At 70.8% G+C, this 16197-nt stretch carries 17 protein-coding genes; 3 read left to right on the top strand and 14 right to left on the bottom strand.

Annotated features, from left to right (window positions below):
• The first annotated feature begins 3 nt into the window (after window positions 1-3).
• Entirely contained in the window at window positions 4-768 is a 765-nt protein-coding gene (locus tag ACWIBS_RS13325) for an ABC transporter ATP-binding protein (protein WP_376129287.1), read from the top strand.
• A gap of 482 nt (window positions 769-1250) precedes the next feature.
• Here the strand turns inward: ACWIBS_RS13325 and ACWIBS_RS13320 are convergent, their stop codons facing one another.
• From ACWIBS_RS13320 to groES, 3 genes are all read right to left on the bottom strand, one after another.
• On the bottom strand, window positions 1251-2516 hold the full coding sequence (locus ACWIBS_RS13320) for an ABC transporter substrate-binding protein (RefSeq protein ID WP_376129278.1): 1266 nt from the start codon (window positions 2514-2516) through the stop codon (window positions 1251-1253).
• A 183-nt stretch (window positions 2517-2699) separates the two neighbouring features.
• On the bottom strand, window positions 2700-3644 hold the full coding sequence (rarD, locus tag ACWIBS_RS13315; RefSeq protein WP_376129289.1) for an EamA family transporter RarD: 945 nt from the start codon (window positions 3642-3644) through the stop codon (window positions 2700-2702).
• 215 nt (window positions 3645-3859) lie between these two features.
• A complete protein-coding gene (gene groES / locus ACWIBS_RS13310; RefSeq protein ID WP_376129280.1) occupies window positions 3860-4156 on the bottom strand; it encodes a co-chaperone GroES in 297 nt (98 codons plus the stop codon).
• Window positions 4157-4291: 135 nt separating this feature from the next.
• On the opposite strand from groES, the gene ACWIBS_RS13305 reads away from it, so the two are divergent.
• On the top strand, window positions 4292-5479 hold the full coding sequence (locus tag ACWIBS_RS13305) for a class I SAM-dependent methyltransferase (protein WP_376129282.1): 1188 nt from the start codon (window positions 4292-4294) through the stop codon (window positions 5477-5479).
• A 151-nt stretch (window positions 5480-5630) separates the two neighbouring features.
• Here the strand turns inward: ACWIBS_RS13305 and ACWIBS_RS13300 are convergent, their stop codons facing one another.
• From ACWIBS_RS13300 to coaA, 9 genes are all read right to left on the bottom strand, one after another.
• Entirely contained in the window at window positions 5631-6086 is a 456-nt protein-coding gene (locus ACWIBS_RS13300; RefSeq protein ID WP_376130316.1) for a hypothetical protein, read from the bottom strand.
• Window positions 6083-7147, bottom strand: a complete 1065-nt coding sequence (gene tsaD / locus ACWIBS_RS13295; protein ID WP_376130319.1) for a tRNA (adenosine(37)-N6)-threonylcarbamoyltransferase complex transferase subunit TsaD — start codon at window positions 7145-7147, stop codon at window positions 6083-6085. Before tsaD ends, ACWIBS_RS13300 begins: the two co-directional genes overlap by 4 nt.
• Window positions 7144-7641, bottom strand: coding sequence for a ribosomal protein S18-alanine N-acetyltransferase (gene rimI, locus ACWIBS_RS13290; RefSeq protein WP_376130322.1), 498 nt, complete (start codon window positions 7639-7641; stop codon window positions 7144-7146). The genes tsaD and rimI overlap by 4 nt, the downstream gene beginning before the upstream one ends.
• Window positions 7638-8306: a tRNA (adenosine(37)-N6)-threonylcarbamoyltransferase complex dimerization subunit type 1 TsaB gene (gene tsaB, locus ACWIBS_RS13285; protein ID WP_376130325.1), complete on the bottom strand. Its 669-nt coding sequence runs from the start codon at window positions 8304-8306 to the stop codon at window positions 7638-7640. Before tsaB ends, rimI begins: the two co-directional genes overlap by 4 nt.
• A gap of 141 nt (window positions 8307-8447) precedes the next feature.
• The gene (gene tsaE / locus ACWIBS_RS13280) at window positions 8448-8918 is read right to left on the bottom strand and encodes a tRNA (adenosine(37)-N6)-threonylcarbamoyltransferase complex ATPase subunit type 1 TsaE (RefSeq protein WP_376130328.1); all 471 of its coding nucleotides are present in this window, start codon (window positions 8916-8918) and stop codon (window positions 8448-8450) included.
• Window positions 8915-10039 (bottom strand): alanine racemase, encoded by a 1125-nt coding sequence (alr, locus tag ACWIBS_RS13275; RefSeq protein WP_376130331.1) that lies wholly within the window; start codon window positions 10037-10039, stop codon window positions 8915-8917. Before alr ends, tsaE begins: the two co-directional genes overlap by 4 nt.
• A complete protein-coding gene (locus ACWIBS_RS13270; protein ID WP_376130333.1) occupies window positions 10036-10410 on the bottom strand; it encodes a holo-ACP synthase in 375 nt (124 codons plus the stop codon). The genes alr and ACWIBS_RS13270 overlap by 4 nt, the downstream gene beginning before the upstream one ends.
• 11 nt (window positions 10411-10421) lie before the next feature.
• On the bottom strand, window positions 10422-12272 hold the full coding sequence (glmS, locus tag ACWIBS_RS13265; RefSeq protein WP_376130335.1) for a glutamine--fructose-6-phosphate transaminase (isomerizing): 1851 nt from the start codon (window positions 12270-12272) through the stop codon (window positions 10422-10424).
• A 51-nt stretch (window positions 12273-12323) separates the two neighbouring features.
• Window positions 12324-13277: a type I pantothenate kinase gene (gene coaA / locus ACWIBS_RS13260; protein WP_376130337.1), complete on the bottom strand. Its 954-nt coding sequence runs from the start codon at window positions 13275-13277 to the stop codon at window positions 12324-12326.
• A 91-nt stretch (window positions 13278-13368) separates the two neighbouring features.
• Between coaA and ACWIBS_RS13255 the strand changes: the two genes are divergently transcribed.
• Window positions 13369-14313 carry a Ppx/GppA phosphatase family protein gene (locus ACWIBS_RS13255; protein WP_376130340.1) on the top strand — a complete coding sequence of 315 codons (945 nt, stop codon included), beginning with the start codon at window positions 13369-13371 and terminating at the stop codon, window positions 14311-14313.
• A 6-nt stretch (window positions 14314-14319) separates the two neighbouring features.
• On the opposite strand, the gene glmM is transcribed toward ACWIBS_RS13255, so the two are convergent.
• Both glmM and rpsI read right to left on the bottom strand, forming a co-directional pair.
• Window positions 14320-15678: a phosphoglucosamine mutase gene (gene glmM / locus ACWIBS_RS13250; protein ID WP_376130343.1), complete on the bottom strand. Its 1359-nt coding sequence runs from the start codon at window positions 15676-15678 to the stop codon at window positions 14320-14322.
• Between the two features lie 14 nt (window positions 15679-15692).
• Window positions 15693-16169: a 30S ribosomal protein S9 gene (rpsI, locus tag ACWIBS_RS13245; RefSeq protein ID WP_376130345.1), complete on the bottom strand. Its 477-nt coding sequence runs from the start codon at window positions 16167-16169 to the stop codon at window positions 15693-15695.
• Between the last annotated feature and the right edge of the window lie 28 nt (window positions 16170-16197).

Genomic DNA, 16197 nt, shown 5'->3' with positions numbered 1-16197 from the left:
AAGGTGACGACGGCCGGAGCCCCCGCGGGCGAGGCCGCCAAGAGCGACCGCATCGTCGTGGAGGTCAAGGATCTCGACGCGGGCTACCTCCCCGGCATCAACATCATCAACGGTGCCAACCTGATCGCCCGCAAGGGTGAGCTGATCGGCATCATCGGACCCAACGGCGCCGGAAAGTCGACGCTGCTGAAGTCGATCTTCGGCATGGTCAAGGTTCGGGCCGGCGAGATCATGGTCAACGGCGAGAGCATCGTCGGGCTCAACTCCGACAAGCTCGTGTCGCGCGGTGTGGGCTTCGTGCCGCAGACGAACAACGTGTTCCCCTCGCTGTCCATCGAGGAGAACCTGCAGATGGGGCTCTACCAGAACCCCAAGGCGTATGCCGAGCGGCTCGAGTTCGTGACCGGGATCTTCGCGGAGCTGGGCAAGCGCCTCAAGCAGCGCGCGGGCTCGCTCTCGGGCGGTGAGCGCCAGATGGTGGCGATGTCGCGCGCACTCATGATGGACCCCGCCGTGCTGCTGCTCGACGAGCCGTCGGCCGGTCTGTCGCCCGTGCGCCAGGATGACGCGTTCATCCGCGTCTCGGACATCAACAAGGCGGGTGTCACGACGATCATGGTCGAGCAGAACGCCCGTCGGTGCCTGCAGATCTGCGACCGCGGCTACGTCCTGGACCAGGGCCGCGACGCGTATCACGGCACGGGCCGCGAGCTGCTGAACGACCCGAAGGTCATCGGCCTGTACCTGGGTTCGCTCGGGCAGGACTGATTCCTCGGTAAACAGAGAAGGGTGGATGCTGCGGCATCCGCCCTTCTCTGTTTCTGTGTGCGCCCACATCGTCCGGTCCGCGTCCCGTCGTTCGGTGCGGGGCCTCCCCCGAACGGCCCCCGGTGAGCGCAGAGGGTGGCCCGCGGCCGGCGTAGCCCCGCAGCCCGCCGCACGCCCCGCTGGCCGCGCTCTCCGCCGCAAGTCCCGCGTGCCCGCGAGTCCGCTGGCCCCGGCGTCCCGCAGCCCCGGCGTCCCGCTCCCCCGCAAGCCCGCAGCCCCGCCGCAAGCCCGCAGCCCCGGCGTCCCGCACCCGAGGCACCGACGCCGCTCTGGCTACCCGGCCTGTCCCCCGCGCTGCGCACCCGCCGAGGGCGCCCGGTGAGCACGGGACACCGCGCGCCCGAGGCCGCGCACAACACCAGAAGGGCCCCGGTTCCGTGAGGAACCGGGGCCCTGAGTGGCTGAAGAGCTCAGCGCATCAATCAGTTGATGCGGGTGTGCTCGTTGCCCTCCTGGTACTCGAAGACACCGATCGACGCCTCGGTCGGGTCGCCGGCCTCGTCGAACGCGACGCCACCGGAGTAGCCGTCGTAGTCGGCGACGCCACCCGCGAGGATGATGTCGGCGCAAGCGGCGAAGGTGTCGCACTTCTCGCCGTCGCCAGAGCCGCCCGAGACTTCCTGCAGCTTCGCAGCGATCTCACCGGCATCCGTCGAGTTCGCGGCGAGAGCAGCGAGCGCGAGGAGCACGACGGCGTCGTAGGACTCACCGGCGTAGTTGAAGTCGACGAGCTCTTCGCCCGACTGCTCCTGCCACTGCGCGATGAGGCGGTCCTGGAAGTCGTCCGACAGCACCGGGCCGGGCTGCGTGCCCTTGGAGCCGGTGATGTCCACGGGCATGTCCGCACCCCACTGCGAGGTGTTGCCGTCGACGAAGTAGAACTTCGAGCCGTCGAAGCCGCTGTTGACGAACGACGGAGCGATCGTCGCGGTCTCCTCGAAGCCGATGACCGAGATGGCCTCCGGGTTCTGCGCGAGGATCGACGAGACCTGTGCCGAGAAGTTCGTGTCGCCGGCGTTGTAGGACTCGGATGCCACGACCTGGCCACCCGTCGCCTCGAACGTCTCGGTCAGCGCGGCCTCTAGGCCCGTGCCGTACGCGTCGTTGAGGTAGATGATGCCGAGCGTCGATGCGCCATCTTCGGCGATCAGGTTGCCCAGCACCTCACCCTGCAGCAGGTCGCTGGGGGCGGTGCGGAAGTACAGGCCGTTGTCGTCCCACGTCGTGAAGTCCGGCGACGTGTTGGCGGGCGAGAACGTGATGACGCCGGCGCCGACTGCCTGGTCGAGGAAGAGCTTCGTGACGCCCGATGCCGCAGCACCGATGAGCGCCTGGACGCCATTGCCCAGGAGGCGCGGGACGGTGGTCTCGTAAGCCTTGTTGTCGGGGTCGCCCGAGTCGCCGTACTCGACATCGACAGTGATGCCCTTGGCTGCGTCGTTGATCTCCTTGACGGCGAGGCCGACGCCGGCCTCTTCCGGCGGGCCGAGGAACGCGAGTGCACCGGTCTGGGGCAGCACGGTTCCGATGCTGAGCGTGAGGTCACGCTCTTCCGACGTGGGGGGTGCTTCGGTGCCTTCGCCACCCGTTCCTCCGCCGGCACAGCCGGCGAGAACGAGTGCACTGGCACCGGCGAGCGCGATCCCGCCGAGAATGGCGGACTTGCGCGAGCGGGTGAAGACGCTCATGTTTCTCCTTGTTGTGGGTGACACGGGCTCGGCTCGGGTGCCGTCCCAGTGCTCATAACCTAACGGCGCGAGCGGCTTCGCAATGTTGCCATTCGTTAACGATCTATAACGGAGACGATTTCGGATGCCGCAACCCCCGGAATTCCGCGGGTTTCGCCCCGCGTGGCGGGGGCGCTGCGCGGGTCAGCGCACGCGCTGTCGCCGCGAACGACGCACGTGCAGGACCGAATCCGCCATGAGCACGGCCAGCGCGACCCACACGAGTCCGAACCCGATCCAGCGCTCGACGGGCATGGGCTCGCCGAGGATCCACGCCCCCGAGATGAACTGCAGGAAGGGGGTGACGAACTGCAGCAGGCCGATCACCGTGAGAGAGGTGCGGCGCGTGCCGGCGGCGAAGAGCAGCAGCGGCACAGCGGTGACGATCCCCGCGAGGCTCAGCAGCACGGTGTGCCAGGCGCCGTTCGCGCCGTAGGTGAGGCCCGTCGTCATCGCGACCACGATCAGGATGACCGTGGCGATCGGCATGAGCCAGAGGGTTTCGAGCGTCAGTCCGCTGACGGCGTCGACCGACGGGCCGACCTTCTTCTTCACGAGGCCGTAGAGGCTGAAGGATGCCGCGAGCGTCAGCGCGATCCACGGCACGGAGCCGTACGCCACGACGATGACGATGACCGCTGCCGCCGCGATGCCGATCGCGACCCACTGCGTGACGCGCAGCTTCTCTCGCAGCACGAGCACGCCGAGCAGGACGGTGGCGATCGGGTTGATGAAGTAGCCGAGGCTCGTCTCGATGACGTGGCCCGACAGGGCGCCGATGATGAAGACCTGCCAGTTGACGTAGATGAACACGGCAGCCAGCGCCGTGAGCCCGAGCACCTTGGGCTGCCGGAAGAGCCGCGCGAGCCGCCCCCACGTGCGGGTCACCGACAGCAGCAGCACGCAGAAGACCAGCGACAGCACGATGCGCCAGGCGACGATCTCCCAGGGCCCGGTCGGAACGAGCAAGACGAAGTACAGCGGCAGGAAGCCCCACCACAGGTACGCCGCGAAGCCGTAGATCCCGCCGAGCAGGCGTTCCCGCTCGGCCGCGCTGCGTCCGACGGGAATCGGCACGCCGCCCGTCACGACGGCGGCTTCGCCGAGGTCGCCACCCGTCGTGTCAGCGGGCTCGGCGGCGGGCACGTCTCGGGTCACCAGTCCACCCTAGGGCCGGACGAACACCGCGACGGTCGGGGTGTGAGCGACGTGTGCAGCTGTGCCCCGCGGCACCTCGAACATGACGAAGGACTCGGATGCCGCAGCATCCGAGTCCTTCGTATCGCCTGTGTGAGGCGGGGTTCTCAGCGAACGACGACCGCGAGGACGTCGCGTGCCGACAGGACGAGCAGCTCGTCCGCGCCGAACTTGACCTCGGTGCCGCCGTACTTGCTGTAGATCACACGGTCGCCGACAGCGACGTCGAGCGGAATACGGTTGCCGTTGTCGTCGATACGACCGGGGCCGACCGCCACGACCTCGCCCTCCTGGGGCTTCTCCTTGGCGGTGTCAGGGATGACCAGACCGCTGGACGTGGTCTGCTCGGCCTCGACCTGCTTGATGACGATGCGGTCCTCGAGCGGCTTGATGGAAACCGACACGGTCTACCTCTTCTTTCCTTGAGACTGAAGACTCGTTAGCACCCGCACAGTGAGAGTGCTAACGCAAGTCTAGGCAAAGCGCTGGCACTCGCGCAACGTGAGTGCCAGCTCGGTGTCTCAGCCTAGGCTGGCGGAGTGGACACGGCCGAGCTCACCGCGCTGCTCACCCCGGAGGGGATGCGCCTGCTCGACGAGCTTCCCGCCACGCATTCGACCGAGGACGTCGCCCGCACCGTCACGCGTCTGCGCCGTGCCGGGCACTCCCCCGACCTCGTCTCGGCGGTCGTGTCGCAGGCGCGTCTGCGCGACCGGGCGCGCGCCAAGTTCGGCGATCTCGCCGAGCGCATGCTGTTCACGCGAGCGGGGCTCGAGCAGGCGACGCGCCTGCCCGTCGCGGTGCGCCACGCCGCGCGCTTTCGCGATGCGGGCCTGACGAGCGTCGCCGACCTCGGCTGCGGAATCGGCGGCGACGCGCTCGGTCTCGCGGGCCTGGGGCTGCGGGTCTCGGCCGTCGACGCCGACGAGATCACCGCCGCGATCGCGGCATACAACCTCGCACCGTTCGGCGACGACGTCACGGTCGCGCACGGCACGGCCGAGGCGTTCGATCTCAGGGCGACGGATGCCGCGTGGCTCGACCCCGCGCGCCGCACGGCGGGCCGCACCGAGACGACCCGCACGCGCCCCGCCGACTGGTCGCCGTCCCTGGACTGGGTGTTCGATCTGGCCGAGCGCATGCCCGTCGGGGTCAAGCTCGGACCGGGGCTCGACCGCGACCTGATCCCGGAGGCGGTCGAGGCGCAGTGGGTCAGCGCCGACGGCTCGACGATCGAGCTCGTGCTGTGGTCGGGCGCGCTCGCGCGTCCTGGCATCCGGCGCGCGGCGCTGGTGATGCGCGGGGAATCCGTGCACGAGCTCACCGCCGACGCCGATGCGGCCGACGAGCCCGCACGGCCGCTCGGCGCCTGGCTGCACGAGCCCGACGGCGCCGTCATCCGGGCGCGGCTGATCGGCGACGTCGCCCGGTCGCTCGAGGCGGGCATGGTCGATGAGCACATCGCCTATCTCACGTCGGACTCTGCGCTCACCTCGCCGTTCGTCGCGACCTTCCGCGTGCGCGAAGTCCTTCCCGCCGATCCGAAGAAGCTCGGCGCTGCGCTGCGCGAACGCGGCATCGGGCGTCTGGAGATCAAGAAGCGCGGCGTCGACGTCGATCCCGCCGCGCTGCGCCGGTCGCTCAAGCTGCGCGGCGACGCCGAGGCGACGCTGTTCCTCACGCGCATCGGCTCCAAGCGCGTCGCCGTCCTCGCCGACCGGGTCTGACGCCGACCGCGCTCCCTTACCGCGAGACTGCAACGGGCGGCCGAGACTGCGGGGTTCACCCGCAGTCTCGGCCCGCCGTTGCAGTCTCGGCGTCTTCGTCGGCGACGCGAGGCGACGGCGACGAGCGGCGACGACGACGGCGACCGCGCGGTCAGCCGAAGAGGTTCAGCTCACCGGCCGCCCACAGCAGCCAGCCCGCACTGTAGAGGATCGAGACGGCGCCCAGCACGACCGCCCAGACCGCCGCGGTACGGTTCTCGACCGGGTTGCGCAGCGCCACGATGCCCACGATGACCCCGACGAGCCCGACCGGGAACGCCCAGCCGACCAGCAGCGAGCCGATGAGCCCGGCGATCGCGAAGCCGAGCGCCCAGGCCGCGACCCCGCGCGAGGCGGGCGGGGGCGGAAGGAGCCACTCCGCGCTCGCGCCCGGCTCGGCAGGATGCCACTCGGTCGTCGTCTCGACGGGAGCGGTGGGCAGCCGCGAGAATCCGCCGCGGTGCGCCCCGGGCAGGGGCACGGCGTCCTCCGCGAGTTCGACGTCGGGCGACGGCGGCTCGACGGCGGGAGTGAGGGGACGGGGCGGGCGGGCATCGGCGTCGGTCACGCGACCTCCTCGGCGACCTGGATCTCGGTGACGGGCAGGGTCGAGTCCGCGCCGAACGCGAGCGTCGACGGCGGGCGACCGGACATGATGAGCTCGGACGCGAGTGCGGCGATCATGGCGCCGTTGTCGGTGCACAGCGACAGCGGCGGGATGCGCACGTGCACGCCCGCGGCATCCGCTCTCTCGATCGCGACGTCGCGCAGTCGGCGGTTCGCGATGACTCCCCCACCGAGCAGCAGCCGGGGCACGCCGTGGTCGGCGCACGCCGCGAGCGCTTTCGTGACGAGCACGTCGACGACCGCTTCGCGGAAGGATGCCGCCACATCGGCGACCGGCACCGGTTCACCGGCCGCTTCGCGCTGTTCGATCCAGCGGGCGACGGCGGTCTTCAGCCCCGAGAACGAGAAGTCGTAGCGGTGGCGCGCCATGTCCGAGGCGCGCGAAAGACCGCGTGGAAATCGGATCGCGGTGGGGTCGCCGTCGGCGGCCGCCCGGTCGATCTCGGGCCCGCCCGGATAGGGCAGCCCGAGGATCCGCGCGATCTTGTCGAAGGCCTCGCCGGCCGCGTCGTCCACCGTCTCGCCGAGCAGCTCGACGTCGCTCGTGAGGTCGCGCACGAGCAGCAGCGACGTGTGGCCGCCGCTGACGAGCAGCGCGACCGTCGGATACTCGACCTCGTCGCCCGTCAGCAGGTCGGCGGCGATGTGCCCGACGAGGTGGTTGACGGCATAGAGGGGTGTGCCAAGCGCGACGGCGAGGGCCTTCGCGGCGCCGACGCCGACCATGAGCGCCCCCGCGAGGCCGGGCCCGCTCGTGACGGCGACCGCGTCGAGCTCATCGAGCGAAACCTGCGCCTCGGCGAGCGCCGCTTCGATCGAGGGCTGCAGGGCCTCGAGGTGCGCGCGGGCGGCGACCTCGGGCACGACGCCGCCGAAGCGGGCGTGCTCGTCCATCGAGCTCGCGATCGTGTTGCTCAGCAGGGTGCGTCCGCGCACGATCCCGATCCCGGTCTCGTCGCAGCTCGTCTCGATGCCGAGCACGAGTGGCTCGCGGCGGTTCACGCGCGTGCTCCCGCATCGATGGGCGCGGGCCCGTTCGCGGCGTGCCAGCCGGCGAGGTCGAGACGCATCACGACGGCGTCGACGTCGTCGGGCTGGTAGTAGCGCGGGCGGCGCCCCATCTCGAGGAAGCCCTCCGAGACGTACAGGGACTGCGCGACGGGGTTGTCGGCGCGCACCTCGAGGAAGACCTCGCGGACCCGCCGTCGCGCGGCCTCGTCCAAGAGGGCGCGCAGCAGCACGCGACCGCGGCCTCGACCCCTGGCATCCCCGGCGATCGTGATCGTCTGCACGTCGGCGTCCTTCGCTCCGGCGGCGGCTCGCAGCCCCGCGTACCCCGAGATGCGGCCGGCGGTCTCGTCCACGACGTAATAGCCGTGCGGCGACGCGAGCTCTTCGCGCATCATGCCTTCGCTCCACGCATCCGAAGGGAAAGACGCCCGCTCGAGCGCCATGATCGCTGCGAGGTCGTCGCTCGTCGCGCGTCGCAGGCTCATGTGCCCACTCGCTTTCGCGCGGCGGGCGGCGTCACGTCGGGTGCACGCAGGTACAGCGCGTCGTCGGGGCCGATCGTGCGTCCGGCGGCGAGCGCGCGCGCCGCCGCCAGGCCGACCATGGCGCCCGAGATGAGGGCGATGTCGCGGCGCTCGGCGCCCACGTCGGCCAGCACGGCGTCGATCGCATCGCGCGGAGTGAGGGCCGGCTGGGTCGCGCGGATCGGCAGACCGTCGTCGTCGAGACCGTCGTACACGGTGTAGGCGAACTCGCGCCGTCGCGCGTCGGTCACGACGGCGAAGCGCGGAAGCTCGGCGAACGGGTCGGCGAGCAGGATCGCGAGCGCGGCGGCGTCGTGACTCACGACGGGGATGACCGGCACCCCGCGGCCCTGAGCGAAGGTCCGTGCCGCCGCGACCCCCACGCGAAGTCCCGTGAACGGGCCCGGGCCCATCCCGACCGCGACGTGGCTGATCTCGACGGGCTCGGACGCGCTGGTCTGGCCGATCGGTCCTCGTGCCGCGTCGGCGAGCGCCGCGACGAGCAGGTCGCCGATCACTTCGGCGTGGCCGAGCGGATTCTCACTGGCCACGTCGGCGCGAACGACACCGTCGTGCTCGACGACAGCGACGGCCGTGCCGAGGGAGGTGTCGATGCCGAGGATCACGCATCCAGGGTAGACCGCGAGACTGCAACCGCGCGCCGAGACAGCGGGTGAACCCCACGGTCTCGGCCTCCCGTTGCAGTCTCGGCGTCAATGGGGGATGCCGCGGGGGCGGGGGCGACCACGGCGTCAGGGGCGCCGGCGTCAGCGGCGCAGGGAGATCGTCACGCGGCGGGGGGCGTCCGCGTCGAGTTCGGCCTCGGGGAGGGTCAGCCCATCGCGGTCGAGCTCGACCTCCCACCATTCGTCGGCGATCGACGCCGCGAACGGGGCGGCCCACTCGGCCACGACGACCGACCCGTCGTAGTCGATGTCGAGGTCGTCGAGCTCGGGCGCCGAGCCCAGGCGGTACGCATCGACGTGCACGAGCGGCGCGCCGCCGACGAGCGACGGGTGCGTGCGCGCGATCACGAACGTCGGGCTCTGGATCGGACCTCGCACGCCCAGGCCCGTCGCGATGCCGCGGGTCAGTGTCGTCTTGCCGGCTCCCAGCGGACCGGTCAGCACGACGAGCTGGCCGGGGCGCAGCATCCGCCCCATCCGCTCGCCGAGATCCTCCATGTCCGCCGGCGACAGGATCTCGTGCGTGCCGACGAGCGGGTCGAGACCGCTCACGAGGGGATCTGCCGTCGCGGCACGCGCGCGCCGATGCGCGTCACGATCTCGTAGTTGATCGTGCCCGCCGCCTCTCCCCAATCGGCCGCCGAGGGATGACCGAGCGTGGGGTCGCCGAAGAGCACGACCTCATCGCCGAGCGAGACGGGGTGGTCGCCGACGTCGACGACGAACTGGTCCATCGCGATGCGCCCCGACACGCGGAACTCCCGCCCGCCGATCGATACCGGCCCGCGATCGGATGCCTGGCGGGCGACGCCGTCCGCATAGCCCAGCGGCACGAGGGCGAGCGTCGTCTCGCGCTCGGCGCGATAGGCGTAGTCGTACGACACCCCCGTGCCCGCGGGCACGCGCCGGACGGCGCTGACGGCGCCGCGCAGCGTCATGGCGGGCTGCAGACCGAGATCGGCCGATGTGCGGTCGGCGAACGGCGAGAGGCCGTAGATGCCGATCCCGACCCGCACGCAGTCCAGGCGCGCGGCGGGCAGGGCGATGGCGGCGTGCGTCGCCGCGAGGTGGCGGACGGCCGGGCGCAGGCCGAGCCCCGCCGCCGCCCCGACTCCGTCGAGGAAGACCTGCAGAGCGGCACGGTCGTCGTCTTCCGACGCGTTCGAGAGGTGGCTGAACACGCCCTCGACGCGCAGCCGGCCGATCCGCTCGAGGCGGGCCGCCTCGGCGAAGACGACACCGTAGTCGGCGGGGGCGATGCCATTGCGCGACAGGCCCGTGTCGAGCTTGAGGTGCACGCGGACGGGGTGCTCCCCCGTCGCGGCGGCCGCGGCCTGCACGAGCTGGTCGTACGACGAGATCCCGAGCTCGATCCCCGCGCCCGCCGCCTCTCGGAAGTCGGTGCCCGGAGCGTGCAGCCACGCGATGAGGGGGGCCATGATCCCGCCCCGACGCAGGGCGAGCGCTTCGCCGATCTCGGCGACGCCGAGTCTGGCCGCACCGCCGTCGAGCGCCGCCTGCGCCGAGCGCACGGCGCCGTGCCCGTAGCCGTCGGCCTTCACGACGGCGATCACCTCGGTGCCCGTGAGCCGACGCAGGTGGCGCACATTCGCGGCGATCGCGCTGACGTCGATCGTCGCTTCGCGAGCGACCCCTGCCGGCAGAGCCGTCATGCGAGGCCCCCTGCGCCGGGCGTCGCCTCGGCGATGACGTAGGCGGTGGCGAGCCCGGCGTCGTGCGACATCGAAAGGTGCAGCGTCGTGATGCCGCGCTCCGCGACCGTCTCGGCGGTCGACCCGCTCAGCGCGAACCACGGGCGACCCGAGGGTTCGGGCGCGATCTCGATCTCGGTCCAGTAGACGCCGTCAGAGCCGCCGAGCGCCTTGATGAGCGCTTCCTTCGCGGCGTAGCGCGCGGCCAGCGAACGGGTCGCGAGCGGCCGCTCGGCCGGGGCGAACAGACGCGTGAGCAGGCGCGGCGTGCGCGAGATCGTGCGTTCGAACCGTTCGATGTCGACGAGGTCGACGCCGATCCCCACGATCATGTGCGCGCCGTCTATTCGACCGTGACGGACTTGGCGAGGTTGCGCGGCTGGTCGACATCGAGGCCCTTCGCCGTCGCCAGGCCCATCGCGAAGATGTGCAGCGGCACGACGGAGAGCAACGGCTCGAACAGGGCTCCGGCCAGCGGAATGCGCAGCACCTCGTCGGCCTTGGGCAGCACGGCGACGTCACCCTCCTCGGCGATCGCGATGACGCGGGCGCCGCGCGCCCGGATCTCCTCGATGCTCGAGACGACCTTCTTGTGCATCTCGGCCGAATCGCGCGGGGATGGGACGATGACGAAGACGGGCTGGCCGGGCTCAATGAGCGCGATCGGGCCGTGCTTGAGCTCGCCGGCGGCGAAGCCCTCGGCATGGATGTAGGCGAGCTCCTTGAGCTTGAGCGCGCCCTCGAGCGCGATGGGGTAGCCGACGTGGCGGCCGAGGAACAGCACCGAGCGGGTGTCGGCCATCCAGTGCGCGAACTGCTCGATGCGCGGCTGCTCGCGCTCGAGGATCTGCGCGATCTTGCCGGGAACGGCCTCGAGCTCGCGCACGTGGTCGGCCGCGTCCTCGGGCGTCAGCACACCGCGGATGCGACCGATGTGCAACCCCATGAGGTAGAGCGCCGTGATCTGCGCGACGAAGGCCTTCGTCGAGGCGACAGCGACCTCGGGGCCGGCGTGCGTGTAGACGATCGCATCCGACTCGCGGGGGATCGTCGCTCCCTGAGTGTTGCAGATCGACAGCGTCTTCGCGCCGTGCTCGCGCGCGTACTTGACCGCCATGAGCGTGTCCATCGTCTCGCCGGACTGGCTGATCGAGACGACGAGCGTGTCGGGTCCGATCACCGGATTGCGGTAGCGGAACTCGTGCGCGAGTTCGACGTCGACCGGGATGCGGGTCCACTGCTCGATCGCGTACTTGCCGGTCTGGCCGGCGTAGGCGGCCGTGCCGCACGCGACGATGATGATGCGCGAGATGCCCGCGAACAGGTCGTCGAGCCCGTCGAGCTCGGGAATCGCGACCTGGCCGTCGTGGATGCGGCCGCGCAGCGTGTTGGCGACGGCGTCGGGCTCTTCCGAGACCTCCTTGGCCATGAACGACGACCAGCCGCCCTTCTCGGCGGCCGCGGCATCCCACGTCACCTCGAACGGCTCGACCTCGACCGGCTGGCCGTCGAAGTCGGTCACCTCGACGCCCTCGGGCGTGATCGCGACGATCTGGTCCTGACCGATCGCGAGGGCGTTCCGGGTGTACTCGACGAAGGCGGCGACATCCGAGCCGAGGAAGTTCTCGCCCTCGCCGAGCCCGATGACCAGGGGCGAGTTGCGGCGAGCGCCGACGACGAGCCCCGGCTGGTCCTCGTGCATCGCCAGCAGCGTGAAGGCGCCCTCCAGGCGCGACACGACGTGGCGGAACGCCGCCGTCAGATCACCCGTGCGCTGGTACTCGCGGCCCAGCATCGCGGCGGCCACTTCGGTGTCGGTCTCGCTGCGGAACGTGAAGCCGTCGGCGAGCAGCTCGTCCTTCAGCTCGGAGAAGTTCTCGATGATGCCGTTGTGGATGACCGCGAGCTTGTCATCGTCGGCGAGGTGCGGGTGCGCGTTCTCGTCGGTCGGGGCACCATGGGTCGCCCAGCGGGTGTGTCCGATGCCGGTCGTGCCGTCAGGAAGCGGATGCGCCGCGAGGTCGTCGCGCAGCACCTTCAGCTTGCCGGCGCGCTTGCGCATGTCGAGGTCGCCGGCACCGTCGATGACGGCGATCCCCGCCGAGTCGTACCCGCGGTACTCCAGGCGCGACAGACCGGCGATGAGGATGGCCTGGCTCTGCCGCGGGCCCACGTATCCGACGATTCCACACATGGGGTCAATCGTACGGCGTGCGCGGGTGCGAACCTGCTGAGAGAGGCCGCGTCACAGTTTGCGCAGCAGCACGCGCTCGACGGCGTGGTCGGCGGCCTTCTGCAGCACGAGGGTCGCCCGGTGCTTGGTCGGCAGGACGTTCTCCTCGAGGTTCGGCAGGTTGATCGACCCCCACACGCCCCGCGCGAAATCGACGGCCTCGACGTCGCTGAGGTGCGCGAAGTTGTTGAAGTACGAGCTCGGGTTGGCGAACGCGCCGCGCTTGAGGGCGAGGAAGCGGTTGAGGAACCACTCCGTGATGTGCTCTGAGGCGGCGTCGACGTAGATCGAGAAGTCGAACAGATCGCTCACGGCGACATCGTTGGGCGCCGGCGGCGGCTGCAGCACGTTGAGCCCCTCGACGATGACCACATCGGGCCGGCGCACGGTGACGTGCGCATCGGGCACGATGTCGTAGCGCAGGTGCGAATAGAACGGCGCGCGCGCTTCGGGGGCTCCGCTCTTGACGTCGGTGAGGAACTCGACGAGCGCGCGCCGGTCGTACGACTCGGGAAACCCCTTGCGCTGCATCAGCCCGCGGCGCTCGAGCTCCTCGTTCGGATAGAGGAAACCGTCGGTCGTGACGAGCTCGACGCGCGGGGTTCCCGGCCACCGGCTCATGAGCTCGCGCAGCAGCCGGGCGATCGTCGACTTCCCGACCGCGACCGAGCCGGCGACCGCGACGACGAACGGCGTCGTGACGTCGGGTTCACCGAGGAAGTCGCTCGTGTCCGCCCCGAGGCGTTTCGTCGCCGAGGCGTAGAGCGAGAGCAGCCGGCTGAGCGGCAGGTACACCTCGCGCACCTCGGTCAGATCGAGCCGGTCTCCGAGACCGCGGATCTGCACGACTTCGGTCTCAGACAGCGGCTGCTCGACGCCCGCGGCCAGACGCGACCATTCGGCGCGCCCGATTTCGCGGTAGAGCGAGTCGGCGAGCGTCGTCGCCACGGCATCCTCGGCTTGCATCGCGCCATGCTAGCGCCTGCCGTCGCGCTCGCGTCACCACGCGACGCGCCGCTGGCCTGCGCTCGACCGGCAGCCGCACTACCCTGAACGGGTGCGCCTCGGAGTCCTCGACATCGGCTCGAACACCGTCCATCTGCTCGTCGCCGATGTCATCCCCGGTGGTCGGCCGCTCGCGACGACGAGCCAGCGAACCATCCTGCGGCTCATGCGCTACCTCGAGCCGGACGGATCGATCAGCGACGAAGGCGTCGAGGCGCTCGTCGCCGCCGTCGCGCAGGCGCGTGAGATCGCCGCCGGCGAGAACGTCGTCGAACTGCTCGCCACCGCCACGAGCGCCGTGCGGGATGCCACGAACGGAAAGGCCGTCATCGCGCGCATCGAGGACGCGCTCGGGCAGGATCTGCAGGTGCTCGGCGGCGAGACCGAGGCGCGGTTCACGTTCCTCGCCGTGCGGCGCTGGTTCGGATGGTCGGCGGGGCAGATCCTGCTGTTCGACATCGGCGGCGGTTCGCTCGAACTGGCGGCGGGAGCCGACGAGCTGCCCGAGGCAGCAGCATCCGTCCCCCTGGGTGCCGGACGCATGACGGTCGAGTTCTTCCCCGACGATCCGCCGGGCGACGAGGCCGTCGAGCGGCTGCGCGCACACGCGCGGGAGGTGCTCCGACCGGCCACGACGGCGCTCAGCACGATGCCCACACCGGATCACATCGTCGGCTCGTCCAAGGCGATCCGCTCCCTCGCCAAGCTCGTCGGCACGCCGATGCCCGCCTGGCCGGGGAACGAGCGGCTGCTGCTCCCCCGCGACGCCCTCGGATCGTGGATCCCGCGGCTCGCGAAGATCCCGGCCTCCGTGCGTCACGAGCTGCCCGGCATCACACCGGACCGCACGTTCCAGATCGTCGCGGCCGCCGTCGTGCTGCACACGGCGATGAAGATGCTCGACGTCGACGCGCTCGAGGTCTCGCCGTGGGCGCTGCGCGAAGGCGTGCTGCTGCGCTACATCGAGTCGCTGTCGTGGACCCCGCCCGGGCTCTGACCCGGCTCAGAGCGCGAGACGCTCCCGCACGACCTCCGCGAGGCGGTCGGCGATCTGCTGTGCGACGGCGGCTTCGGATGCCTCGACCATGACGCGCACGAGAGGCTCGGTTCCCGACGCGCGCAGCAGCACGCGTCCTGAGTCGCCCAGCTCGGCCTCGGCGGCGGCGACGGCGTCGGCCACCCCCGGGTCGCCCACGCGCGTGCGGTCGACGCCCTTGACGTTGACGAGCACCTGCGGATAGACCGTCATGATCGATGCCAGCTCCGACAGCGGCTTGCCCTGACGCGCCATCTCGGCCACGAGGTGCAGGCCCGTGAGCAGACCGTCGCCCGTCGTGGCGAAGTCGCTCATGATGACGTGTCCGGACTGCTCGCCGCCGAGCGAGTAGCCCCGTTCGTTCATGCGCTCGAGCACGTAGCGGTCGCCGACCGCCGTCTGCTCGACGGTGATGTCGTGATCGGCCATCGCGCGATGCAGCCCGAGGTTGCTCATGACGGTCGCCACGAGCGTGTCGTCTTTGAGTCGACCGCGCTGCTTCATCGCGACGGCGAGGATCGCCATGATCTGGTCGCCGTCGACGACGCGCCCGTCGGCATCCACGGCGAGGCAGCGGTCGGCGTCGCCGTCGTGCGCGATGCCGACGTCGGCGCCGTGCGCGAGGACGGCCTCGGCCAGCTGATCGAGGTGGGTCGAGCCCACGCCGTCGTTGATGTTGAGCCCGTCGGGATCGGCGCCGATGACCGTGACGCGCGCGCCCGAGTCGCGGAACGTCTCCGGGGACACACCGGATGCCGCGCCATGCGCGCAGTCCAGCACGACATGGAGCCCGTCCAAGCGGTGCGGGAGCGAGCCGAGCAGGTGCATGACGTAGCGGTCCTCGGCGTCCGAGAACCGGCTGATGCGTCCGACCTGGGCGCCCGTGGGCTGCAGCTTCGTGCCCTGCATGGCCGCTTCGATGCGCGCTTCGACGACGTCGGGCAGCTTGACGCCGCCGCGCGCGAAGATCTTGATGCCGTTGTCGGGGGCGTCATTGTGCGACGCCGAGATCATGACGCCGAAGTCGGCGTCGCGATCGGCGACGAGGAACGCCGCGGCGGGAGTCGGCAGGACGCCGGCGTCGAGCACGTCGACGCCGGACGAGGCGAGACCCGCTTCGACGGCGGCCGAGAGGAAGTGCCCCGAGACGCGGGGGTCACGCGCGACGACGGCCGTGAGCCGCTTGCCGGCGGCACGACGCGCTTCTGCGGTGCGGCCCTGGCCCAGGACGACGGCGGTCGCCTGGGCCAGGGTGAGAGCGAGGTCGGCGGTGAGGATCGGGCCGTTGGCCAGTCCCCGCACACCGTCCGTGCCGAACAGCGGCATCGGAGCGGTGCCGATCAGCGCTTCGAGTACTGAGGCGCCTTGCGGGCCTTCTTGAGACCGGCCTTCTTGCGCTCGATGACGCGGGCGTCGCGCGAGAGGAAGCCGGCCTTCTTGAGCACCGGGCGGTTGTTCTCGACGTCGATCTCGTTGAGCGCACGGGCGATGCCCAGGCGCAGTGCGCCGGCCTGTCCCGAGTCGCCGCCGCCCGAGATGCGGGCGATGACGTCGTATGCGCCGGTGAGGTTGAGGACCGTGAACGGGTCGGTGATCAGCTGCTGGTGCAGCTTGTTCGGGAAGTACTCCTCGAGCGCGCGGCCGTTGACGGTGATCGTGCCCGAGCCGGGGACGACGCGCACGCGGGCGATGGCCTGCTTGCGGCGGCCGACGGCTGCACCCGACACCGAGAGCACGGGGCGCTCGGCGGCGACGACGGTCTCGTCGACAGGGGTCTCGGTGGAGTAGTTGCTGGTGGTCTCTTCGATGTTCGCCACGAGTATGTCCTTAAATCTGGAAGCGGCG

This window comes from Microbacterium sp. NPDC055442 (assembly GCF_053644215.1).
Note: the sequence above shows the minus strand (reverse complement) of the source record. Positions and strands in the feature narration are given on the sequence as shown.